Origin of the sequence: Mycolicibacterium septicum DSM 44393, assembly GCF_000455325.1 — a bacterium.
GTDB classification, from domain to species: Bacteria; Actinomycetota; Actinomycetes; order Mycobacteriales; family Mycobacteriaceae; genus Mycobacterium; species Mycobacterium septicum.
Window position 1 is genome coordinate 3,826,493 of the sequence record NZ_HG322951.1, and the last position, 22,461, is coordinate 3,848,953.

At 63.2% G+C, this 22,461-nt stretch carries 22 protein-coding genes and 1 pseudogene; 18 read left to right on the forward strand and 5 right to left on the reverse strand.

What is annotated here, in order from left to right:
• Nucleotides 1–1,946: heavy metal translocating P-type ATPase (locus TX88_RS17980; RefSeq protein WP_044518571.1), on the forward strand; the 1,946-nt coding region annotated here is incomplete at its 5' end.
• Nucleotides 1,947–1,985: 39 nt separating this feature from the next.
• Here the strand turns inward: TX88_RS17980 and TX88_RS17985 are convergent.
• Both TX88_RS17985 and TX88_RS17990 read right to left on the reverse strand, forming a co-directional pair.
• A complete protein-coding gene (locus TX88_RS17985; protein WP_019344579.1) occupies nt 1,986–3,059 on the reverse strand; it encodes a tyrosine-type recombinase/integrase in 1,074 nt (357 codons plus the stop codon).
• A 146-nt stretch (nt 3,060–3,205) separates the two neighbouring features.
• Nucleotides 3,206–3,442, reverse strand: coding sequence for a ribbon-helix-helix protein, CopG family (locus tag TX88_RS17990; RefSeq protein ID WP_019344578.1), 237 nt, complete (start codon nt 3,440–3,442; stop codon nt 3,206–3,208).
• Between the two features lie 58 nt (nt 3,443–3,500).
• Between TX88_RS17990 and TX88_RS17995 the strand changes: the two genes are divergently transcribed.
• Complete coding sequence (locus TX88_RS17995) at nt 3,501–3,830, forward strand: antitoxin VbhA family protein (protein ID WP_019344577.1); 330 nt, start codon at nt 3,501–3,503, stop codon at nt 3,828–3,830.
• Between the two features lie 91 nt (nt 3,831–3,921).
• On the opposite strand, the gene TX88_RS18000 is transcribed toward TX88_RS17995, so the two are convergent.
• Nucleotides 3,922–4,413 (reverse strand): HXXEE domain-containing protein, encoded by a 492-nt coding sequence (locus TX88_RS18000; RefSeq protein WP_019344576.1) that lies wholly within the window; start codon nt 4,411–4,413, stop codon nt 3,922–3,924.
• Nucleotides 4,414–5,279: 866 nt separating this feature from the next.
• Between TX88_RS18000 and TX88_RS18005 the strand changes: the two genes are divergently transcribed.
• From TX88_RS18005 to TX88_RS18070, 14 genes and pseudogenes are all read left to right on the forward strand, one after another.
• On the forward strand, nt 5,280–6,383 hold the full coding sequence (locus tag TX88_RS18005) for a tyrosine-type recombinase/integrase (protein ID WP_210741278.1): 1,104 nt from the start codon (nt 5,280–5,282) through the stop codon (nt 6,381–6,383).
• Nucleotides 6,380–6,733, forward strand: coding sequence for a helix-turn-helix domain-containing protein (locus tag TX88_RS18010; RefSeq protein ID WP_044518572.1), 354 nt, complete (start codon nt 6,380–6,382; stop codon nt 6,731–6,733). The genes TX88_RS18005 and TX88_RS18010 overlap by 4 nt, the downstream gene beginning before the upstream one ends.
• A gap of 142 nt (nt 6,734–6,875) precedes the next feature.
• A pseudogene (locus TX88_RS18015) lies at nt 6,876–8,210 on the forward strand (hypothetical protein); the annotation flags it as partial.
• 705 nt (nt 8,211–8,915) lie between these two features.
• Nucleotides 8,916–9,329 carry a hypothetical protein gene (locus TX88_RS18020; RefSeq protein ID WP_044518573.1) on the forward strand — a complete coding sequence of 138 codons (414 nt, stop codon included), beginning with the start codon at nt 8,916–8,918 and terminating at the stop codon, nt 9,327–9,329.
• An 8-nt stretch (nt 9,330–9,337) separates the two neighbouring features.
• On the forward strand, nt 9,338–9,853 hold the full coding sequence (locus TX88_RS18025; protein WP_044518574.1) for a hypothetical protein: 516 nt from the start codon (nt 9,338–9,340) through the stop codon (nt 9,851–9,853).
• A gap of 35 nt (nt 9,854–9,888) precedes the next feature.
• Complete coding sequence (locus TX88_RS18030) at nt 9,889–10,776, forward strand: TetR/AcrR family transcriptional regulator (protein WP_044518575.1); 888 nt, start codon at nt 9,889–9,891, stop codon at nt 10,774–10,776.
• Nucleotides 10,773–11,183 (forward strand): DoxX family protein, encoded by a 411-nt coding sequence (locus TX88_RS18035; RefSeq protein ID WP_044518576.1) that lies wholly within the window; start codon nt 10,773–10,775, stop codon nt 11,181–11,183. Before TX88_RS18030 ends, TX88_RS18035 begins: the two co-directional genes overlap by 4 nt.
• Nucleotides 11,184–11,210: 27 nt before the next feature.
• Nucleotides 11,211–11,942: an HXXEE domain-containing protein gene (locus TX88_RS18040; RefSeq protein ID WP_044518577.1), complete on the forward strand. Its 732-nt coding sequence runs from the start codon at nt 11,211–11,213 to the stop codon at nt 11,940–11,942.
• Between the two features lie 22 nt (nt 11,943–11,964).
• Nucleotides 11,965–12,870 (forward strand): ABC transporter ATP-binding protein, encoded by a 906-nt coding sequence (locus TX88_RS18045; protein WP_044518578.1) that lies wholly within the window; start codon nt 11,965–11,967, stop codon nt 12,868–12,870.
• Complete coding sequence (locus tag TX88_RS18050) at nt 12,867–14,453, forward strand: ABC transporter permease (RefSeq protein WP_044518579.1); 1,587 nt, start codon at nt 12,867–12,869, stop codon at nt 14,451–14,453. Before TX88_RS18045 ends, TX88_RS18050 begins: the two co-directional genes overlap by 4 nt.
• A gap of 38 nt (nt 14,454–14,491) precedes the next feature.
• Nucleotides 14,492–14,875: a nitroreductase family deazaflavin-dependent oxidoreductase gene (locus TX88_RS18055; RefSeq protein WP_044518581.1), complete on the forward strand. Its 384-nt coding sequence runs from the start codon at nt 14,492–14,494 to the stop codon at nt 14,873–14,875.
• 31 nt (nt 14,876–14,906) lie between these two features.
• The gene (locus TX88_RS18060) at nt 14,907–15,728 is read left to right on the forward strand and encodes an SDR family NAD(P)-dependent oxidoreductase (RefSeq protein WP_044518582.1); all 822 of its coding nucleotides are present in this window, start codon (nt 14,907–14,909) and stop codon (nt 15,726–15,728) included.
• Between the two features lie 237 nt (nt 15,729–15,965).
• Nucleotides 15,966–16,454 (forward strand): endonuclease VII domain-containing protein, encoded by a 489-nt coding sequence (locus TX88_RS35745; protein ID WP_084621930.1) that lies wholly within the window; start codon nt 15,966–15,968, stop codon nt 16,452–16,454.
• A gap of 246 nt (nt 16,455–16,700) precedes the next feature.
• Nucleotides 16,701–17,615, forward strand: coding sequence for a decaprenyl-phosphate phosphoribosyltransferase (locus tag TX88_RS18070; protein ID WP_044518583.1), 915 nt, complete (start codon nt 16,701–16,703; stop codon nt 17,613–17,615).
• Between the two features lie 56 nt (nt 17,616–17,671).
• Here TX88_RS18070 and TX88_RS18075 read toward each other — a convergent pair whose 3' ends face one another.
• Nucleotides 17,672–18,475, reverse strand: a complete 804-nt coding sequence (locus TX88_RS18075) for a ParA family protein (protein WP_044518584.1) — start codon at nt 18,473–18,475, stop codon at nt 17,672–17,674.
• Between the two features lie 258 nt (nt 18,476–18,733).
• On the opposite strand from TX88_RS18075, the gene TX88_RS18080 reads away from it, so the two are divergent.
• Nucleotides 18,734–19,285, forward strand: a complete 552-nt coding sequence (locus tag TX88_RS18080; protein WP_044518585.1) for a YaeQ family protein — start codon at nt 18,734–18,736, stop codon at nt 19,283–19,285.
• A 71-nt stretch (nt 19,286–19,356) separates the two neighbouring features.
• Here the strand turns inward: TX88_RS18080 and allB are convergent, their stop codons facing one another.
• Nucleotides 19,357–20,724 (reverse strand): allantoinase AllB, encoded by a 1,368-nt coding sequence (gene allB, locus TX88_RS18085; RefSeq protein ID WP_044518586.1) that lies wholly within the window; start codon nt 20,722–20,724, stop codon nt 19,357–19,359.
• A 224-nt stretch (nt 20,725–20,948) separates the two neighbouring features.
• On the opposite strand from allB, the gene TX88_RS18090 reads away from it, so the two are divergent.
• On the forward strand, nt 20,949–22,454 hold the full coding sequence (locus TX88_RS18090) for an NCS1 family nucleobase:cation symporter-1 (RefSeq protein ID WP_044519541.1): 1,506 nt from the start codon (nt 20,949–20,951) through the stop codon (nt 22,452–22,454).
• Nucleotides 22,455–22,461: the final 7 nt, after the last annotated feature.

Sequence of the window (22,461 nt, forward strand, 5' to 3'; positions counted from 1 at the left end):
CCGTCCTGGCGGCCGCGTCGACGTTCGTTCCCGACGCGCTGCGCAACCTGCGGCACGGCCGCATCGGTGTGGGCACGCTGATGACGATCGCCGCGGTCGGGGCGGTCGCGCTCGGCCAGATCGCCGAAGCCGCGTTGCTGGGCATCCTGTTCTCCATCGCCGAGGGGCTCGAACACTACGCGGTCACCCGCACCCGCCGCGGCCTGCGTGCCCTGTTGTCGCTGGTGCCACCCAAAGTCACCGTCATCCGGGGTGGCCGTGAAATCACCTTGTCACCACAGGATCTGGTGATCGGCGAAGTGATGGTGGTGCGGCCCGGGGAACGCGCCGCCACCGACGGCACCGTCACCTCGGGCCGCACCAGCCTCGACCTGTCGGCGATCACCGGTGAGTCGGTCCCGGTCGAGGCCGGTCCCGGCAGCGATGTGCACGCCGGAGCGATCAACGGCGGCGGTGCCATCGAAGTCGCGGTCAGTGCACTGGCCGCCGACAGTTCCCTGGCCCGCATCGTGCATATCGTCGAGGAAGCCCAGGAACGCAAAGGCGCCGGGCAACGCCTGGCCGATCGGATCGCGCGACCCCTCGTACCGGCGATCGTGGTGCTTGCCGCGGCGATCGCCGGTCTCGGTGCGCTACTTGGGGATCCGATGCTCTGGCTGCAACGCGCCCTGGTGGTGCTGGTCGCAGCCTCCCCGTGCGCGTTGGCGATCGCGGTGCCGCTGACGGTGGTCGCGGCCATCGGCGCCGCCAGCCGCCAAGGTGCCCTGGTCAAAGGCGGGGCCGCGGTCGAAGAACTCGGCCGCATCAAGGTCATCGCCCTGGACAAGACCGGCACCCTCACCCGCAACAAACCACAAGTCGTCGCAACAATCACGGTTGACGGCATCACCGAGACGGAGGCGCTGCGCACGGCTGCCGCCCTGGAGGCCCGAAGCGAACATCCACTCGCGCAAGCGATCTTGGCCGCCGCCGACGACGCGACCCCCGCCAGCGAGGTGACCGCGATCCCTGGTCACGGAATCCAGGGCCACCTCGACGGTGCCACCATCCGCCTCGGCAAGCCCAGCTGGATCCCACCCGGCCCACTTACCGACGAGGTCGCACGCCTGCAAGGTCAGGGCGCCACCGTCGTCGTTCTCGAACACGACGGCCATGTCGTCGCCGCCATCGCCGTCCGCGATGAACTTCGTCCCGAAGCCTCTGAGGCCGTGCAGCTTTTGGACCGGATCGGGATCCGGGTGGCGATGCTCACCGGCGACAACCAGCGCACCGCCGACGCCCTGGCAGCCCAAGCCGGCATCACCACCGTGCACGCCGAGCTACTGCCCGAAGACAAGGCCCGGCTACTGCCCGAGTTAGCGGCCGGCAAACCGATCGCCATGGTCGGCGACGGCGTCAACGACGCCCCCGCGCTGGCCACCGCCGACATTGGAATCGCCATGGGCGCCATGGGAACCGACGTCGCCATCGAAACCGCCGACGTCGCACTCATGGGGGAAGACCTGCGCCACCTCCCCCAAGTCCTTGCCCACTCCCGGCACGCCCGAAAAATCATGGTGCAGAACATCGGATTCTCGCTGGCCATCATCGGAGCCCTGATTCCGCTGGCTGCCTTCGGGGTACTCGGCCTGGCCACCGTCGTGTTCATCCACGAATTCGCCGAAGTCCTGGTCATCCTCAACGCCATCCGCGCCGCACGCACCCAACCCCTACCCGGCCTGACCGCCTCACCGGTGACAAACACGACCGCACACCACCTCGACATCGGCGCCCCGCCACCGGCTACCGATGCATGCTGCGGAAGCCCTATTGGTCCCAGGCCAGCAGCCCAGCTCCTGACCCTGGACACCGTGGGGGATCAACCCGGCGATGCGGGTAGCTGCGACTGCTGTGACGACACAGAAGCTGACCCTCCCGCTGGACCGCCCGCAGCGGTAAGCCTGTAAGCCTGTAAGCCTGTAAGCCTGTAAGCCTGTACCAGCTAGTCATCGGTTCCCCGGTCCCGCAATATCTGCCACCAACGTATAGAGGTAGTTTTGCGCTGCGGCGGTTCGTGTTTCATTTCCCGCTGCGGTGACGTAACGCTGAGACGTGGTCATTGATTCGTGGCCGAGTAGCTTCATCAACGTGTAGACGCTGATGTTCGCGCTAGCCAGTTCAGTAGCGTAGGTGTGCCGCAATCCATGCACCATGGCCCCAGGGACCGGCTGGGCATCGGGGCCTGCAAGCTTGAACGCACGCTTAATACGAGACTGCACCGTGCCACGCGTGATCCGCTCGCCGTCACGCCCAACAAACAGAGGTGAACGAGCCGGCCACCGAGACAGACCCAGCGTGGGGGATGCGCGACGTTTGACGGCATCGGGGAATCGGGTCGCTCTACTGTCGAGATAGGCTTCAATGACTCTCAGCAAGTCGGCCTCAACCGGTACCGCCCGATCCTTGCCGCCCTTGCCTCTCACCTGGATGATCCCCGCACCGTCCTTGGCAGTGCGCACATCGCCGATGTCAGCCTGGCGCATTTCCTCCGCGCGCAAGCCCGCCAACAGAGCCGTGAGAATGATCGCCAGATCCCTTTCAGCCCAATCAGTTTGACGTGGCGAGCCCACATCCTCTGCGACAGCGTGTAGTAATGCGCCGACCGCAGCGCGGGGGAGCGCCTTGGGCAGCGACCGTGCGAGTTTCGGTCTACCGACCAACGCCATTGGGTTCGCGGTCAGCAGTTCAGAAGTGAACAGGAATGTGCACAGCACATTCCACGTGGACCAGCATCGCCGGATCGAAGCGGCTTCATGGTCGCGCGCATAGGCGGCGAACGCGGCCCGCATCGAGTCCTTCGTTATGTCAGATATGGCGAGTCGAGCGGGATCGCCGCCGGTGGCCAGCGATGCTATGGCTACAAAGTCCTGGCGGTACGCCTTCATCGTGTGTGCGGACGGTTTGCGGGTCTGCCGATCATTGAGGAACTCGACAAACCAGACCGGCAGCGCATCGGCAGATGCCTCAGTCGTCGCTACAGGGACAGGCGAGGCAGGCGGGGGTCCGTGGCTGACGACCATGTGTCAACGCTGACGCAAGAAAGATGGATAATCAATCTTATCCATCAAATGTGCCAATAATGCAGTGCGGCAGTAACTTTCCCGAGATATCGGAAGTGGGGAAGTGTCACAGTGACGGAAGTGGCTGCAGGCTCCCAAAAGCGCGATCACAGATCCGAAGCCCGGTTGATCCGGTAGATTCTGTGCGCGTAGTCGTCGATATGGAGTTCCCGTACAGTCGTGGCCGCGTAGCCCTCCAGCGTGATCCGGAGATGTTCGTGACGCAAGGCCTGCTCGACCAATTCGGACCGGTTGAGCCCAGCCGCTTGAGCGTCTACATCTGCCGCAGCTAGCACGTCCCGATCCAACGTGATCCACACCTGGGCCTTTCCCACACCGGTCATCTTACTGAATCCTTAACCAACCAAAAGTGGATGTCTGTCTCCGACATAGACTGTCGGAGTGAGTCGCGAGAGCGCCGACGATGAACCCGACAGCTTGACCGTCCTGGCCGAGCTCCTGCACGGCAGCGATCTGTCAGCCGCCCAGAAGCGCGCGGTGCACGACGCCATCGTCAGCAGCGTGCTCGAAGGTGCAACACCTGATCGCAAGTCGATGCTCCGACTCATCGAGTTCGCCGCCGGACGTATCACGTTCGACCAATGCAAAACGCAAGTACTCCAGACGCGCATCTCGAACCTCAACCACGAGCTCACGCAGGCCGACGCCGACTATGCGGCCGGCAACACCATCGCCGGTGAGGATCTGCGCAAGCACTACGGACTCCGCTGATCCCCATCTAGCCCCATTAGGTCCGGAATCCAATGGCTGAGAAGGTTCCCTTCGACATCCAGCCAACAAGGCCAAAAAGTAGAGATTCCTCTCATGCCGACTGCGAAGCGCGCTCCAGCGTCGGGTTCTCGCGATAGAGCAAAGCAATAGCGCCGAGGTTGAGCAGCGTGCCGGCCAGTACGGCTGCGCCACGGCGTTTTCCTTTGATCCCAGCCTCCTTGGTTAGCATCAGCGTCTGGGTTGCGGTCGGTCCAATTAGGGTGACGGCTGAGATTACGCCTGGAGAGTATTCACGCCAGCGTAAGGTCGTTGCGGCGTGGAAGATAGCGTTGGCGAGCATTCCTGCCGCCGTTGAGGTCGCCAACCAGTTGCCCAGCTCGCTCCGCGGATTCCGCGCAGGCATTAGCCCGGCGGCCGTGATCGCCGGCAACAACGTAGTTGCATGCGAAACGATGAAGAACCGGGTACTGAAGGTGCCACCGAAGTGCCGTGACGCCCAATCGGGAAAGCGCGGCAACTCTTCAGCGACATGGATCCAGATCGCCACGGTAAGTCCCAGGTATCGCCAGTTCCGGATCGCCATTCCACCATCCTGACCCCATTCGCATTCGCACTCAACTGTGATTGGGCGTCACTTCTTGCGGTCAACGCACCGAGCGGTCGACGCCCCCGGCGATCACGCAGCCGGGCGACTCTCGCCCCCAGTCCGCAACGTTTGACAATTGCCGAGACCCCGCCAGCCCATTCCCATTCACCCCGAAATCCTCTGGTCGAAAAGGCAATTCACTTTCTTTCGACATCCCAGCCACACCAGGCATTAACGTCACGTGACAGATAAGTTGCAGCGGGGACCGGGAGCGGCGGGGGCGCCTGCGGACGGTGCGGTAGGCGAAAGGCCATCGAATCCGGCGCTCTCACATGGTTCTGGAACGGTAATCCGGCACTGTCAGGTAGTCGCGGAATCAGCGCCGCGCCGGCGACCCAACGTGGACGCCTCGCCGGAAAAGCACTCAGCCACCAGGGCCAGCTCAACTCTCAGATAGTTCCGGAAAACAGGGCGGAATCGGACAGCTCTCACGTTTTCCCGGAATGCTCTCAACTAGTTCCGGATCGGACAAGCGACTCTACGCCGCTGGCCACGGTGTCAGCCCTGTATATCAATGTGCCGATAAGCTACACTATGTCAACTTAAGTACTCGGTTTTCATCAGATGAATCACGAACACGCCATGTGACTCTCGCCCACCGGATCTGTGCAACTCGGCCAAATGGCGAGGAACACAACAGGTTACCGTCGACTGTAGCGAGTATGCGTTGCCGCCTTCCCGGTCGCTCCACGCGACACGCGGCGAATGAACTTCGTTTTGCGATGGACCTACCTGCGTCGATGTGGTAATGATTCATTAGATGATTCAATGATGCATCAGATGAGACAGGCTGGGAGGCTGATTTGCCCGTCGACAAGAGCGGCCGCGTGTTCCTCGTTGGCTCAGTTCCTCTGTTGCATCCCGAGGCCCAAACCGTCGAGGAAATGCTCGATGGGTGGCGCAACCAGCAACTGTGCCGCAACCTCGCCCACGACACCATCGATAAGCGCATCGCCCTGGTTCGGCGCTTCATTGCCCACTCCAATGAGTTCCCCTGGTCCTGGACGCCAGCGGTCGTTGAGGAGTTCTTCGCCGATCTGCGCGGCATCAAAGGCCGCGCACAGTCGACGTCCCGCGGCTATCAGAACGGCCTGCGGTTGTTCTGCTCGTACATCGCCGACCCAGACTACGGCTGGGATCGGGTCTGCGAGCAGCGTTTCGGCACACACCCAGCACAGGTATTTTTCGCCTGGAACAGCGCGACCCACGTCCAAGACAACGAGCAAGATCCAGAGAAGCGCCCCTTCAGCAAACAGGAGTTGCAGCACTTCTTCGATCACGCCGACGATCAAGTGACACTGATCGCCAACTCGCGGAAGAAAGGCTGGCTGCCGGCCTACCGCGACTCGGTGATGTTCAAGATCGCCTACTCCTACGGTCTGCGCTTCAACGAACTGCGTCACCTGCAGACAATCGATTTCTCGCGCAATCCCCATGCTCGCGAATTCGGCAGCTATGGAGCGGTCTTAATCCGATACGGCAAGGCGAAGAAAGGTTCCCCGCCGAAACGACGCACCGTGTTGACTGTTTTCGACTGGACACCCGAGGTCATCGCAGACTGGCTCACCCACGGCCAGCCGTATATCGCCGACGGCATTGATCTGTTCCCGAGCGAGCGCGGTTCCCTGGTTGCCGAGAACACCCTACTGAGTCGATTCCGTCGCTATTGCGACGAACTGGATCTGCCGAGCGGTCTGGACCTGCACTCGTTTCGCCGCTCCCACATCACCCACCTCATCGAAGACGGCTGGGACGCCAAATTCGTCCAGGACCAGGCTGGCCACGACTTCGCCAGCACGACAGCGCTATACACCGGCGTGTCCAGCGACTACCGGACCCGCACGGTCCGCCGCATGCTCGACCAGACCATCAAAGATGCACTCTCCTTCGGGGAGGAAAGCTCGTGAAACGCGAAGTCGACTACACCTGGCGCCTCGCCGAACTCATGGCCGCCCACGGCATGCACAACAGTACCGACTTGATCCCGCGGCTTGCAGAACGGGGAATCCAGCTCTCCCGGCCTCAGGTTTACCGCGTCGTTCACCAACGGCCAGAACGCATTTCGCTGCAATTGATGGCCGCACTCTGCGACATTCTCGGCTGCGGCGTGGAAGACCTAGTCACCGTCACCGCAACTGACGCGCGCCGCCGGAAGACCGCATCCGGTGCTGCTCCCGTTCCACCGCCAAATGTCGTCGAACTCAACAAAGCCGTCCGGCCACGGCGGGCCCGGGTCATCACAGATGGCACCGATTAACCCCACACCTCGTTCCCGTCGCCGCGGACGGCCGCCGGTCACCACAGGCCACCAAGAATGCGGCCGGTGTCACCGCAAAGCCAACAAGTTGCGGGTCTACTGGCCGGGCGACCAGCTCTGTCACAGCTGCTTCTACACCGCTATGCGCACTCACGGCATCTGCCCGATCTGTGGACACGATGGGGTGCTCCCCGGCCGCTGCAACCGCACCGATCCGAGGCCAGTCTGCTTGAACTGTGCCGGCATCCCCGGCGATTTCACCTGCCGAACCTGCGGACACGAAGGCGAAATCTACCGCCGCGGCGAATGCGCCCGATGCGCCCTACGCGATGACCTGTGCAAAGTCCTGCTGCACCATCCCGCCGATCCGGCGGCGATGGAAACCTTCCTCGAAGTTCTCTGCGGCGTCGACCGACCCGAAAGCATCCTCACCTGGAAACGCAATATCCAGGTACTTCAGTTGCTCGGCGGAATCACCTCTGGTGCAATACCTCTCACCCACGACGGCCTCACCGCAGCGGGTCCTGGCCGCCACGTTGAGCACCTCCGCAGCCTGCTGCAGCACCACGGGATGCTCCCGCCACGCGACGAACACCTTGCACGTTTCGAAGCATGGCTGGCCGCCAAACTCGACGCCGTCGCCTCACCGACGGTACGGGGCCCGGTTGAGCAATTCGCGACCTGGCACCATCTACGCCGGCTGCGCGGTGAATCCAAGCCCGGCCAAGGAACCGATGGGCCCAAACGCGCAGCGCAACAGGAAATCACCGAAACCATCAAATTCCTGACCTGGCTCGAGCAGACACACGGTCGAACCGCATCGACCTGCATACAACAGGACGTCGACGCCTACCTTGCGTCGGGGCCGACCACCCGACACTTGATCCGAACATTCTTCGTGTGGGCCAAACGCAGCAAGATCAATAATTCGGTCCAGATCGGGTTCCGACAAGCCAGGACAACCCCCTTGATCACCCAAGACCAGCGCCTTGCGTGGCTTAAAGAACTACTCACCGGCGACTCCGAAAGCCTCCCCTACCGAGTCGCCGGCATCCTGTTATTGCTCTACGCCCAACCCCTCACCAAGATCGCTGGCCTGCAGACCACCGCCATTGCACGGATCGACGGCGAGACACGCATCGCGCTCGGCAAAGAACCCATCCCGGTCCCCGAACCCTTCGCCTCACAACTGCACTACCACCTCCACAACCGGCCCAATCAGCGCACCACCGGCGGAGCCATCGGCACACCGTGGCTCTTCCCGAGCACCCGGCCCGGCCGACACATCGACCCCCAGTCGATCATGCTGCGGTTGCGCCGGCTCGGCATCAAGCTGCTCGGCTCACGCAACACGGCCCTGCGTGAACTCGTATCTGAGATACCTCCTCCCCTGGTCGCCGAAATGCTCGGCTACAGCGACCAAGTCACCCAGAAACACGCCGCAGAAGCCGGCAACACCTGGGCGATGTACGCATCCACCACTGACCGAACCAATCCCTCAACGAAAGCATCCGGCCGAACCATGACGACCGAATCACCCGAAGATCGCCCTACCGACGATGCGGACGAACCGAATAGCGATACGGCTGAGCCCACCCTGTTCGACCTCGATCCACCGGTTCGGCCCTACGACCGCCACATTGACTCCCTTCGCGCGGCGGCAAATGACCTAAATGAAGCGCAGCGTGCAGTTCATGCCGCTGAAGGACAGCTCACTCAGGTAGTTTTGCAAGGACGGAACGCTGGCCTATCGTGGATGAAAATATCAGCGACACTGGGCATCTCACGGCAGGCCGCCTACCAGCGGTGGTCGGTGCGGCTTCGTGGAATCGACGCTTTGGAAACATCCGACAGTGCGACGGACATTCAGTCCCACTTGCCTGCTGATTAGTTGTTGCGGGACAGGACGTTTTTGACGGGGCAGGAGTCCCTCGCTCCCGCACGGTCCACCCCCCGAGAGCCCTCAAGAGGCAGGGCCCAGCGAGTCCGGCGTGCGCGAGGCCCCGGTTAGCGGAATGTCGCAACCCAGTCCCGATCGGCGCGGTCGACACTCATCTCGCAGCGCACCCTTGTGCTGATACACAGATACGCCCTACAGTTAGTACTGTTTCAATACGCAGACGCGTTTCGCTGAACGGTCTTGTCTGCCGCCAGGTGGACGCGACCGAGGAAGGCTCTTTTCATGGCGATCTTTCACATCGCGTATCACGGCTACCGGCAGAAGCCGTCGCAGGAGCAGTTCGAGGAGTTCGCGGGGATGCTCAGCGCTTATTTCGCCGCCGCTCCGTACATCGAGGACGGCGCTGCCGGTCGTTATGCGGGGCCTGCTGAGGACGGATTCCACGATGCGGCGTGGGTGAAATTCAACAGCGTCGACGACTATGCGGTGCACATGCGCTCCCCGCACGGCGAGGACGAGGCGACCCATCTCAAGGAGACGGTGGCGCGGGTGCGGTCGTTCGACATCATCACCCCAGATGAACCTGCCGATACCGCAGAGAAGCTCATCGACCTCTACAAGGAGCGGTGGGAGCTGTTCCCGGATGTGGCCAAGGTGCTGCGTGAGGATGTCGACGCGCACTTCCCGTACCTGTAATCCTCAGCATGACAATGAAATTGGAGTGGAAGATGTTTCTGCGTGGTCAGATCGGGCCGTGTCCGCAGTGGCTGGAGGAGTGTGATTTCAGCGAGGAAGTCGCCGCGATCGAAGAGAACTGGATAAAGACCGGAAAGATGTTGTCCTGGCACAACATCACCGGCGGATTTCCGATCATCGGCCCCAAATTCTTGGGTCTGAGCGACGAGCAGGGTCTGACGTTGTGGTTCTATACCTTCCCCACCTTCGAGCTGTTCAAGGAGTGGGCGCTGGGCGCTCCCGAGCATGTCGCGATCCACAACAAACTGCTGGAAGCGATGCAAGCACGCGTCGGCGCCGGCGAACAGGTGGATCCGAACGCGACGTTGCCGGGCTATTCCTTTCATGCCACCGATGCGCCTCGCGAACAGATCCCGGCGATGCGCGCCGAACTGCGTGAGCTCTACCGGCAGATCGAGGCCACCGACTGGGTGGGTGTGCCGTCGGGCGCTATCCAACTGATGATGCTCGGCGACCATGACTGAGATACCACATGTTTCACCCAACGCGTGCCCTGACTATGCCCACCAAAGCAACTGACTCACAGACGTCGGCATCCGATGGCGCGGTGGCCGTCGGAGACGATTTGGTGCAGGCGGCTTTGCGGGCTGCCCGTTCCCTGGGTAAAGACGTCGCCGACGTGCCGGTGATCGCTATCGCCCGCGAGGCCGGAATCTCGCGCTCCACCCTGATCCGCCGACTGGGTGGTACCCGCGCGGCATTGGATGCGGCAGTCCGGGCCGCCGGGGTCGATCCCGGCGGGCAAGCACCGGTACGCACCCGCGCGCTGAATGCCGCCGCGGAATTGATCGATGCCCAGGGCCTGGCGGCGGCCACCCTGGAAGCCATCGCAGCGCGGGCGCAGTGCTCGGTGCACAGCCTGTACGCGGTGTTCGGCGGCCGCGATGAGCTGTTGCGGGCGCTGTTCGAGCGGCACAGCCCGCTGCTGCAGATCGAGGACTTTTTCGACGGTGACCACGGCGACCTGGCCGCCACGGTGCGCCGGTTGTACGGGATGATCGTCCACACTCTGGCCGCTGAACCCCGGGTGGCGCCGGCGTTGTTGGCCGAGGCGCTGGCTCGCCCGGAGAGCCCAGCCATTCAGAACCTGCTGAGCCACAATGCACCTCGGCTGCTAGCCAGCATTGGCGCGTGGCTCACCGCAGAAATTGAGGCAGGCCATATCCGGGAGATGCCGTTGGTTGTGTTGCTGCAGTTGCTCATCGCCCCGGTGTCAGTCCACATGCTGACGCGGCCGACCATGGGCCGCATTCCTGGTATCGAGTTGCCCGACCTTGATGGCGTCTGCGACATCTTCGCCGGTGCGTTCCTGCGGGCAGTCGCCCTCCCCTCACCGCCGCCCAAAATCAAGACCAAAACCACGACTCGAAAGAAGGCCACACCATGACCACACCAGATCCGACCCGCACGGCCCGCATCGTGCTGGGAACGGCGTTCACCGGCGCCGGCATCGCCCACGTCGTCAAACACGAGTTCTTCGAAAGCCTGGTGCCGGAATCAATGTCGAAGTGGCGCAAACCGATCAGCGCAGTCACCGCGGTGATTCAGTTCGTCGGCGGGATCAGCATGTTCATCCCCCGACTGCGCGGGCTGGCCCGGTGGACCAACCTGGCGATGTTGGTGCCGACCCTGCCGGCCGCGGTCGCCCAGACCCGCCACCCCGACCAGATGCGCGCACTCGGCGTGGACCCCAAGCTGGTCATCGCCCGCATCCCCGCGCAAGCGTTGGTGGCCGCCGCGACCTGGTGGGCCACCCGGCCGCCCACCGCCGAGCAGCACCAGCTGCCGATCTGAACAGCCCAGACCGGAGGGGACGTTCCCATGTGGGAGTGGTTTGAACGCTATTGGAGCTCAGTCGGCCTGGGTGCAGCGACCGTCCTGCTCCTGCTGTTGTTCTTCACCGACACGTTCCGTGACCGTGTAGGTGTTTCGCGGTGGCGGGATCCGGTGTGGCTGGCGTGGCTGATGGTGGTGGCTTACCTGCTGCACAACTTCGAGGAATACGGCATCGACGCCAAAGGCCGCGCTTTCCACTTCCCGGTCACCGCATGTGCCCAATACGGTTTCGACTCCGTGGATGGTTGCCCACTGGTGCCGTCGTTCTTTGTCGCGGTCAATATTCCGTTCATCTGGGTTGTGCTGCCGATCGCCGCGCTGTGGTGCCGCCGCAACCCGGCGGTCGGGCTGACCGGGGTCGGTCTGTTGTTCACCAACGCACTGAGCCACATCGGCGGCATGTTCACCCCGATGGGTTACTCACCGGGAACATTGACCGCCACAGTGATTTTCATTCCGTTGTCGGTGTGGGTGTTCGTCATCTTCTTCGGTAAGAACAAGCTGCTGGCCTACCCGGTCCTGGCCGCTATCCTGATCGCCTCAATCCTGGCCCAGGCGATTCTGCTGGCGCTACTGCTCGGACTGTCACACGGCACCGTCTCGCTGCCGGCAGCGATCGTCATCCAAGCCATCGACCCGGTGCTGCTGTTGCTGTTGCCGTGGTTGGCCGGCCGCAAATGGCCTCCGCGACCCGCGACCGCACCCGCTGCGGCATGACCACACCACGACAGGGGACCACATGACCGGACACCGCCTGTCCGCGATCCACATCGAGGGCCTGGTCAAGAAATTCGGGGCGTTCACCGCCCTGGACGGATTGAGTCTCACCGTCTCCCAAGGGGAGGTCCATGGCTTTCTTGGCCCGAACGGGGCCGGGAAGTCCACGACCATCCGCGTGCTGTTGGGCCTATTGCGCCGCAACGCCGGCACGCTATCGCTGCTCGGTGGGGATCCGTGGCGTGACGTCGTCGAACTTCACCGCCGGCTGGCGTATGTGCCCGGCGATGTGGTGTTGTGGCCCAGTTTGTCTGGCGGAGAGGCCATCGACCTGCTCGGCAACCTGCGTGGCGGGCTGAACGAGGCTCGCCGCGCGGAGTTGATCGAGCGGTTCGAACTCGACCCCACCAAACGCGGCCGGCAGTACTCCAAAGGCAACCGCCAGAAAGTCGCCATCATCGCCGCGCTGTCCTCTGATGTGGAGCTGCTCATCCTCGATGAACCCACCTCGGGATTGGATCCGTTGATGGAGGCCGTCTTTCAGCAGGAGATCGCCAACGATAAAGCCCGTGGGCGCACCGTGTTGCTGTCGAGTCACATCATGAGTGAGGTCGAAGCGCTGGCCGACCGAGTCAGCATCATCCGTTCCGGCCGGGTGGTGCAGACCGGATCCCTCGACGAGTTGCGCGGGCAGACCCGCGCCACCATCACCGCCACCCTGGGTAGGCCGCCGCGGGATCTGCGGGAACTGCGCGGTATCCGCTACCCCCGACTGGACGGCAACCGCTTCACCGCCACGGTCGACAACGGCCAGATCAACGCTGCGATGGCTGACCTCGTGCGCTACGACATGACCAACCTGACCGTGACCCCGCCCTCGCTGGAAGACCTGTTCCTGCAGCAGTACACCACCACCGGACAGCCATGACTATGAGTGCAGTCACCGGGGCTCGGACGCTGCTGCCGGTCACCGCCAGGACCAACGCCCGCAGTATTGCCCCCTGGATCCTCGGTGTCACCGCCCTGTCGGCTTCGTCAATCCTGGCCTACCGGTTGGTGTTTCCCGACCTGGCCGACCGCCAACAACTCGCCGGTGCGCTCGGGGCCAACCCGGCGCTGTCGCTGATCTTCGGACCCGCCCGTGACCTGCTCACCAACGACGGGTTCAACGCGTGGCGCTCCGGCGCGTTGGGCACGTTTTTCACCGCACTGATGGCGATCCTCACCGTGGTGGCGACCAGCCGCGCCGATGAGGACTCCGGGCAAGCTGAACTGCTGGCCTCCGGGGTGATGGGCCGCCAAGCCCGGCTGGCTGTCTCGGTTGCCCTGCCCAGCCTCGCCTCATTCGCGGTCGGAGTCGTGTGCTTTGTGGTGACCATCGCCGTCGGCGGCGCGGTGGTGCCCTCCCTGTTGTTGGCGGCCACGTTCACCGCGTCGGGGTTGATGTTCACCGGTGTCGCCGCCGTCGCGGTGCAGCTGGGCTCCGAGGCCCGCTCGGCCAGCAGCATCGCCATCGCCGTCCTGGGGATCTGCTTCGTGCTGCGTGGATTCATCGACACTATCGACGCCCCCGACTGGGCGTCCTGGGCCACCCCGTTCGGCTGGCTCGAACACGTCCGGCCCGCCACCGACAACAATCCCTGGCCCTTGTTGCTCGCGCTGGCGTTGGCACTCGTACTAATCGGTGTCGGGTTCGCGCTGGACGCCCGCCGAGACTACGGGGCCGGCATCATCGCGGGACGGCCCGGACCCGCCCGCGGAGGCACCGTCGCCAACGTCTGGGGTCTGGCGATACGCCTCAATCGCGGCTCGCTGATCACCTGGCTGATCGCGTTCGCCGGGCTGGGGGTCATCTTCGGCTACCTGGCCACCTCCATCACCGACCTGCTCGCCACCAACACCTCCCTGACCGGTGTGCTGGCCGCCGGAGGAGGTGACGCCTCGAACCTAACGTTCGCGTTCCTGGTGACCCTGCTGCAGATGATCGGGCTGATCGCCGCGATTGCCGGCGTCCAGATCGTCAACCGGATCATTATCGAGGAGAACAACTTCCGCGTCGAACCTCTGCTCGCCGGGGCGCTGCGTCGGCCGACCTACCTGGCCTCCAACCTCGTCATCGCCTACCTGACACCCGCGGTCTGCCTGCTCATCGCCGCCAGCGTCATAGGCCTGGTCGCCGCCAGCACCGGTATCGCCTTCGGCGACGTGCTCGCCCAAGCAGCCGTCACCATTCCGGCGGTGTGGACGCTGATCGCCGTAGGCGCGGCTGCCGTCGGTGCCCGGCCCGCGATACGGCTGGCCGGCTGGGGAGCCATCATTGCCGCCTTCGGCCTGACCATCCTCGGTCCCACCTTCAAACTGCCCGAATGGGCGCTGTCGATCAGCCCGCTACACCACGTCCCCAACATCACCGCATCCCCGCACTGGACCAGCCTGGCGATAGTCGCCGTGGTGTTCGGCCTACTGACCGTCGTTGCCTTCGCCGGATTTCGTAGACGCGACATCGCCTGAACAGACTGGCACCGAACGTAACCCGAACGGAGGGCACCATGCCACTGCCACGACCACTGCGCGTCCTGCCGCGCTACCTCAACCCCGTCCTGCGGCCGGTCGCCGGATACCTGCCACCCCTGGCAGTACTGCATCACACAGGGCGGAAAAGCGGAAACCCCTACGCCAGCCCGGTCCAGGCCTACCCCGTCCCCGGCGGGTACATCGCCGCCTACGCCTACAGCGACAGCCCTCAATGGGCGCAGAATCTCTTGACGGTCGGCCACGGACAGATGGCTCGTGCGGGCAAGCGATATACGATCGCCAACCCACGACACCTCGGTGACGAAGGTTTAGAGCAGTTACCCAAGCCCGTAGCCGCAATGATGCGCGGGATGGGGGTGCGCGGCTTCCTCCAGTTCGATACCACTGTGCAGCAATAACTCTCGAATCCCAACGATCAGGAGGTCAGAAGTGAGGCTTGAAGGCAAGGTTGCATTGGTCACCGGCGCTACCGGCGGTATGGGCGGCGCGTCGGCCCGCCTGTTCGCCAAGGAAGGCGCAGCTGTTCTGGTGGCCGCGCGTCACCAAGAACTAGCCGACCCGATCGTGCAGGAGATCACCGACGCCGGCGGCAAGGCAGCGTTTGTGTCCCTGGACATTACCGCGCACGAACAGTGGGAGGCAGCAGTCCAGCAGGCCAAGGATCAGTTCGGTGGATTGCACATCCTGATGAATGTCGTCGGAAGCAACGATCTCGTCATGCTCCCCGACGTCGACCTCGATGCCTGGAACAAGGTTTTCGAAATCAACGTCACCGCCACCATGGTCGGCATGAAGACCTGCGCACCGCTGATCCGCGACTCCGGTGGCGGCTCGATCGTCAATATCGGTTCCGTCGGCGGACTTTCAGGAACCTTCTCCACTGCCTACTCCTCATCCAAGTGGGCATTGGAAGGTCTGTCCCGCTCAGCGGCCTACATCTACGCAGACTGGGGCATCCGCTGCAACGTCATACAACCCGGATTCATCAAAACCAAGATGACAGCCCCCATGCAATCCAACCCCGCGCTCAAGGCCGTGGTCGACCAGCAGATGAACGACACCGTGCTGCTGCGCCGCATGGGCGAACCAGAAGAAATCGCCAACACAGCGCTGTTTCTTGCCAGCGACGAATCTTCCTACATCACGGGCACCGACATCGTCGTGGACGGCGGATGGTTCTCCGCCGCCGCCTATCTCACCAACGAACGACGCAACCACATGCTCGACATGATGCAGCAAGCCAAAAAATAGTGCCTAAGAACTTTTCAAGCCGAATTCGATAGCCGGGTCGGAAACTGCGCATCCAGCAAACGAGACACCGGTCGGGCATTCATGCCATCTTCGTTGCATCGCAGTGGCGACGGGACCGCTCAATCACCTCCGCCGGACTGTTCTCGGGATCTCACCGCACCGTCGTTCAGCGAGGAATACGGCGGAATCGAATACGGAGGGTTACCAGTAGTCGGACCCTCCTGCCAGAGTCGATACATGGCCGACCCAGTGTTGACGGCGAGATCAGATGCAGGGTTCCTCCGCTGTTCTCCACTCGACGGGTGCGGCAAATTGAAACCCCGAAAACAGATAGTGCGGCTACGGCCCGATCCGTTATGTGGGGCGTGCTACCAACGGTCCCGGCGGCTTCTGCAAGACCCCCGAGAGGTTCGGCGTGCAAATCTGTGGGCTAAGTATCGGATCACGCCCGAGGAATACGATTCTCTTCGGGCGGCGCAGGAATACCGTTGCGCCATCTGCGGACGAGATGAAACTGCGATTGATCTGAAACGTGTCGGCGGTCGTCCGCGCACGGACGGCAAACCGCTCGCGAAAGTGCCCTTGGCGGTCGATCACGATCACGTCAGCGGCGCAGTTCGCGGATTGTTGTGCCCGTCGTGTAATGCTGGATTAGGTGCATTCGGCGACGATCCCGTGCGCCTGGCCGCGGCAATCAACTACCTTCGGGGCGCACCTGTCCCCTGAGGCCGCGTAGCGCGGTCACAGATGGCGCACCCTGAAGGTGGGATGCCGAATCGCCCGGCGTCGGTCTTGGCATGCGCCTGTGGTCGACCGCGACTCCATCGACAGACAGGATCGCCTCTCCGCCCAACTCCCGCCACTGTCGTACATGCAAAACAACGTCACTGGCGACTCCCCGTCGGGCAGCGGCCCGATCGTCGGGCGCGTCATAGGACGTGCTCTGGAAGCCCCCAGCAATAATCACCACTTGTGACCGAACAAGCACCGACCCAAGTCGGGCCGCCCCCCAACCTGGCCGTCGGCATCATCAAAGCCTTGCGACCTCGGCAGTGGATCAAGAACGTCCTGGTGGTGGCTGCACCTCTGGCGACTCTCGGCGGCGATGTCCACTACGACTACGGTGATCTCTTCTTCAAAGTAGGTGTCGCGTTTGTGGCGTTCAGTTTGGCTGCATCCTCGATCTATCTCGTCAATGACGCCCGTGATGTGGAGGCCGACCGCCAGCATCCGACCAAGCGCTTCCGGCCTATCGCCGCTGGGGTGGTCTCCCCTGCTCTCGCGTACGCACTGGCAATCGTGCTCGCCGTGACCACGCTGGCGATCTCGGCGGCGATTGCGCCATCCCTCGCGCTCGTGATCGGGGTCTATCTGGCGATCCAGCTCGGCTACTGCTTCGGTCTCAAACATCAAGCCGTGCTTGATATCTGCATTGTCTCCTCGGCCTACCTGATGAGAGCGATCGCTGGTGGTGCGGCGACGGGTATCCCGCTGTCGCAGTGGTTCTTGTTGGTGATGGCGTTCGCATCGCTGTTCATGGTTGCAGGCAAACGCTATGCCGAACTTCAACTCGCTGAGCGGACGGGTGCGAAGATCCGCAAATCGCTGGAGGGCTATACCGATACGTACCTGCGGTTTGTGTGGACGATGTCCGCCACCGCCGTCGTCGTGTGCTACGGGCTGTGGGCATTCGAGCGCGACGGCCATTCCGGGTCATGGTTTGCCGTCTCGATGGTCCCGATCACCATCGCAGTCCTGCGCTACGCAGTTGACGTCGACGGTGGCGTTGCCGGCGAGCCCGAAGACATCGTTCTGCAAGACCGCGTGTTGCAGGTACTGGGCGTAGCGTGGATCGCGATCATCGGCGTTGCAATCGTTTTGGCGTGAGTCACACGGCATAGAACGAACCCCATCACGTTGTTCCCCACCATGTTTCGCGGCCGTTACCGGTTTCTCGGTTTTCGCCCCAGCAGGTCGTGTTCCAGGAAATCTCGGAAGATTCGCGCGAGATTCTGCGCGGTTGCGTCGGAGTAATCACCGAGTCGGTTTCCGAGTTGAAACGCCTCATTGATGATGGCCCGCCGTGGCAGCTCAGCACGGACCTCGTCGCCGAATTCCGTCTGTACCTGTTCCTTGATCGACTGGTCGATGCCGTTTCTGCTGTCGAAACCGGATAAAACGACACCACACCACCTGAGTGGATGTGTCCGTTGGATGCGCTCAACCCTGTCACGGGCCTCGCGGGCTTTGCGTACCGCATCGAGGGTCGGCGCGATCGGCGCGTACGCAACATCACCTAGATGCATTGCCAGGGCTTCCAGAGAGCCAGTCCGGCCGCCGGTGTCGATCAAGACAATGTCATAACGGCCAAAGATGCCGGCAGCGTCGAAGATGGCCCGCAACAATCCGGTGTCCGGTACGCCGAAGCCGGCAACACGGCCTAACGAAGCACCTGCGGGCAGCAAATCGATGCCGGGCCATCTGGTTTCAATGATCTCCTCATCGATTCGCTTCGCGCCCTTGTCGGGATTCCCCCAGAAACTGATATCGGCATCCTCCAGCACTGAACCCAAGCCGGTCGAATGCTGCGACACTCCGAAGTGGTTGGACAGATTTCGCTCTGGGTCTGCGTCGACCAACAACGCGGAGATCCCGGCCCGCGAGGCCTCCCCCGCCAGCATCATCTGCCATAGCGTTTTCGCTGTTCCGCCCTTACCCGAAAGCACCAGCGCCGACACAGCTACCATTGCGAGTCTCTATGCAATGCCTGACTCACCTCGCTGAATTCCTCCATCGTGTTCGCGCTGTTGCCAGACACGCCGCAGGGGCCTCGTGTCCTGCCACTGCGCCCGCCGACACCGTGATCAACTGACCTTAGCCATCGCCGATGACGACATCGACGACGGCGCCTCCGCCTCGCACCCGCTGTGCTACGCGCCGACGGCCAGCGCGGCCTCAAAGCGGCCCGACTAGTCGGGGGAAACCACCCGGGTGGACACTATGACGTGGCCCTTTCTGCAACAGTATTCAAAGTCGAACTTGGCGTCTCCGATGTCGATCACGGTTACTACGCCGATCACACGCTGACCGTGGCCCGTCATCCCAGTGAGACCGATGAGCGGATGGTCGTGCGGTTGTTGGCGTTTGGGCTGCGCGCACACCGGCTCAGCAACGTCGACGGTGAGTTGGTGTTCGGGGCGGGCCTGTCCACCCCCGGCGTACCGGACTTGCGGCTCGCCGACTACACCGGCCGGATCTTGGAGTGGATCAACGTCGGCCAGCCCGACGACCGCGTCTTGGGCAAGGCGGCCAGCCAGGCCGACCAGGTGCTGCTGTTTCCGTTTGCCGCCGGCGTGGCCACCTGGTGGCGCACCGTCGGCCCCAAAGTGGCGGGGCTGGCGAACCTATCGGTGGTGCAGATACCGCACGCACCGGTGCAGCAGCTGGCCCAGACCGTCGATCGACGGGTCTCGGCCCAGGTGATGATGATCGAGGGTCAGGTGACGATGACCGTAGGCGGAGTCGATGTCACCTTCACGCCTGAGCCATTGAAGTGAGCGTCTGATCCCGAGGTGCTGGTCGATGGCTCGATCTGTGCGCTGCCACCGCCTCGCTCTCTAGCCTCGCACTAAACGCCGCCGCGGCGCAGCATTCGGCCCTGTGCGGTCTGGAAGTCAATCTTCTTGCCGCGCAACCAGGTACTCGTCACGACGCCGGCGAGTGCACGTCCGTCGTACGGGGTGATCGGGTTCTTGTGGTGCAGCTTGTGCACGTCGACGACCTGCGCAGACTCGGGCTCGAAGATCGCGAAGTCAGCGTCGTAGCCGAGTGCGATCTTGCCCTTGTTGTTCAGGCCGGCGAGTGCGGCGGGTTTGGCCGCCATCCACTCGAGCACCTGCTCCAGTTTGATTCCTCGACGCTTGGCCTCGGTCCAGATCAACGACAGACCGAGCTGTAGCGACGCGACGCCGCCCCATGCAACGCCGAAGTCACCGTTCTCGAGGTCCTTCAGGTCGACCGTCGACGGTGAGTGGTCAGAGACGATGCAGTCGATCGTGCCGTCGAGCAGGCCCTGCCAGAGCAGTTCCCGATTCGACGCCTCACGGATCGGCGGACAGCATTTGAACGCGGTTGCGCCATTGGGGATCTCCTCGGCGAGGAGCGTCAAGTAGTGCGGGCACGTCTCGACCGAGATCCTGACGCCGTCGCGCTTGGCAGTCGCGAGCATCGGCAGGGCGTCCGACGACGACAGATGCAGAATGTGCGCGCGGGCGCCGGTCCACCGAGCGCGCTCGATCACCTCGGCGATCGCCACGTTCTCGGCGCCGCGCGGCCGCGACGCGAGGAAGCGTTCGTACCGGTCCCCCTCTGCCGACGGGGCGTGGTCGATAGCGCGGGAGTCCTCGGCGTGCACGATCATCATGGAGTCGAAGCCGGCCAGCACGGCCATGTCCTTCTCCATCTCGTCGGCGTCGAGATGCGGGAATTCGTCGACGCCGGAGTGCAGTAGGAAGCACTTGAATCCGAACACGCCATCGTCGTGCAGACCGCGCAGATCGTCGGTGTTGCCGGGGATCGCGCCGCCCCAGAAACCGACATCGATGTGCGTCTTGCCCGATGCGGCCGCGCGCTTGGCGTTAAGCGCTTCGACGTTGACCGTCGGCGGAATCGAGTTCAGCGGCATGTCGATCAGCGTGGTCACCCCGCCCGCCGCCGCTGCGCGGGTAGCCGAGTCGAACCCCTCCCACTCGGTGCGGCCCGGCTCGTTGACGTGCACGTGCGTGTCGACCAGGCCGGGAATCATGACCTGCGCGTCGGTGAGTTCGACGATCTCCGCGCCGGTGAGGCCGCTCCCCAGCGGCTCGATCGCAACGACGCGACCGTCGCGGATACCGATCTCGCGGGCGACGATCCCCGCGGTCGTCAGCGTGCGCTCGCCACGGACCACCAGGTCGAATTCGGGTTGGTTGGACCGCTCCCCTGCGTCGGCTGTCATCGGTAGCTCTCCATGGCTAGCAGCATAATTCCTCATCGTGGAAATGACACTCCACCGTCCGGGCAACCATAAATGTGAGCGTCGACACAGTCAATCGCGCCAAAAGCTTGACAGCCGGTGTACGGATACGACTTACTTACTGAATCCGTGGAATATTACTTCCACAGAGTGGAATGTTTGCGGCGGCGTTGAGCGTCGTCGCTCCGACCGTGACAGGCGAATCCATGACCACAGAGTCCACCGGGCTGATCGGCGACTCCGACCGTACCGATGCAACCCCACTCGCCGACGTGAGTCCGCATCTGTACAACGCCGATCTCGCGCCCACCAAGCGCGAAGGTCGACGGTGGGGCGCGTACAACATCTTCACGTTGTGGGCCAACGACGTGCACAGCCTGGGCAACTATTCGTTCGCCATCGGACTGTTCGCCCTCGGCCTCGGTGGGTGGCAGATCCTGGTGGCGCTCGGACTCGGCGGCGCCTTCCTCTTCTTACTGCTCAGCCTTTCCGGGTTCATGGGAGAAAAGACCGGCGTCCCGTTCCCGGTGATGAGCCGCATCGCATTCGGCATCCGCGGCGCGCAGATCCCCGCCATCGTTCGCGGCGCGGTCGCGATCGCATGGTTCGGCATCCAGACCTACCTCGCGTCCGTCGTGCTGCGCATCTTGATCATCGCGCTCGCACCGTCGGCCCAAACTCTCGACACGAACAGCTTCCTGGGGTTGTCGACGCTCGGCTGGATCTCATTCGTCGCGCTGTGGGTGATCCAGGTGGTCATCGTCAGCTACGGCATGGAAATGATCCGCAAGTACGAGGCGTTCGCCGGTCCGGTCATTCTGATCACGATGGTGACGCTCGCGATCTGGATGCTCAACAACGCCGACTGGGCCATCGCGTGGACGACGCCCGACTCGCTGACCGGCGCCGACATGTGGCTGAAGATCGTCGGCGGCGCCAGCTTGTGGGTCGCGATCTACGGCACGTTCGTCCTCAACTTCTGCGACTTCACCCGGAACGCGAAGTCGAAGCGGGCGATCGTGAAAGGCAACTTCTGGGGCATCCCGCTCAACATGCTCGTGTTCGGCAGCATCGTCATCACTCTGGCCGGCGCTCAGTTCCGCATCGACGGACGCATCATCGAGGCGCCCGCCGACATCGTCAAGGAAATCCCGAACACCCTCTTGCTGGTGCTCGCGGGACTCGCCCTGCTGATCCTGACTGTCGCCGTGAACATGATGGCCAACTTCGTCGCACCGATCTATGCGCTCAACAACCTGTTCCCAAAGCACCTGAACTTCCGTCGCGCAGCATTCATCTCGGCCGTCATCGGCCTGGTGATCCTGCCGTGGAACCTGTACAACTCCCCCGCCGTCATCAACTACTTCCTCGGTGGCCTGGGTGCCATTCTCGGGCCGCTGTTCGGCATCATCATGGCCGACTACTGGCTGGTGCGTCGTGCCAACATCAACGTCCTAGCCCTGTTCACGACCGACGCCCAGGGTGAATACCACTACGCCAAGGGCATCAACGTGCGCGCCGTGGTCGCCCTCGTCATCACCGCGGTCGTAGCGCTGGCGCTGGCGTTCGTTCCGGCGTTCCAGGTCGTCTCGGAGTTCTCCTGGTTCATCGGCGCCGGACTCGGTGCGATCGTGTACCTGGCGGTCGCGGACCGCCGCGGACCGTTCAACGATGTCTCCGGCGAGCCGATCGCCGTGGCCAGCACGCACTAGTAGGGAC

What these genes read in the sequence shown, in the direction of transcription:
- TX88_RS17985 (WP_019344579.1), bottom strand. Translation starts at nt 3,059, where the DNA reads ATGGTCGTCAGCCACGGACCCCCGCCTGCCTCGCCTGTCCCTGTAGCG.
- TX88_RS17990 (WP_019344578.1), bottom strand. Translation starts at nt 3,442, where the DNA reads ATGACCGGTGTGGGAAAGGCCCAGGTGTGGATCACGTTGGATCGGGAC.
- TX88_RS18000 (WP_019344576.1), bottom strand. Translation starts at nt 4,413, where the DNA reads ATGGCGATCCGGAACTGGCGATACCTGGGACTTACCGTGGCGATCTGG.
- TX88_RS18020 (WP_044518573.1), top strand. Translation starts at nt 8,916, where the DNA reads ATGGCGATCTTTCACATCGCGTATCACGGCTACCGGCAGAAGCCGTCG.
- TX88_RS18025 (WP_044518574.1), top strand. Translation starts at nt 9,338, where the DNA reads ATGACAATGAAATTGGAGTGGAAGATGTTTCTGCGTGGTCAGATCGGG.
- TX88_RS18030 (WP_044518575.1), top strand. Translation starts at nt 9,889, where the DNA reads ATGCCCACCAAAGCAACTGACTCACAGACGTCGGCATCCGATGGCGCG.
- TX88_RS18035 (WP_044518576.1), top strand. Translation starts at nt 10,773, where the DNA reads ATGACCACACCAGATCCGACCCGCACGGCCCGCATCGTGCTGGGAACG.
- TX88_RS18040 (WP_044518577.1), top strand. Translation starts at nt 11,211, where the DNA reads ATGTGGGAGTGGTTTGAACGCTATTGGAGCTCAGTCGGCCTGGGTGCA.
- TX88_RS18045 (WP_044518578.1), top strand. Translation starts at nt 11,965, where the DNA reads ATGACCGGACACCGCCTGTCCGCGATCCACATCGAGGGCCTGGTCAAG.
- TX88_RS18050 (WP_044518579.1), top strand. Translation starts at nt 12,867, where the DNA reads ATGACTATGAGTGCAGTCACCGGGGCTCGGACGCTGCTGCCGGTCACC.
- TX88_RS18055 (WP_044518581.1), top strand. Translation starts at nt 14,492, where the DNA reads ATGCCACTGCCACGACCACTGCGCGTCCTGCCGCGCTACCTCAACCCC.
- TX88_RS35745 (WP_084621930.1), top strand. Translation starts at nt 15,966, where the DNA reads ATGGCCGACCCAGTGTTGACGGCGAGATCAGATGCAGGGTTCCTCCGC.
- TX88_RS18075 (WP_044518584.1), bottom strand. Translation starts at nt 18,475, where the DNA reads ATGGTAGCTGTGTCGGCGCTGGTGCTTTCGGGTAAGGGCGGAACAGCG.
- allB (WP_044518586.1), bottom strand. Translation starts at nt 20,724, where the DNA reads ATGACAGCCGACGCAGGGGAGCGGTCCAACCAACCCGAATTCGACCTG.
- TX88_RS18090 (WP_044519541.1), top strand. Translation starts at nt 20,949, where the DNA reads ATGACCACAGAGTCCACCGGGCTGATCGGCGACTCCGACCGTACCGAT.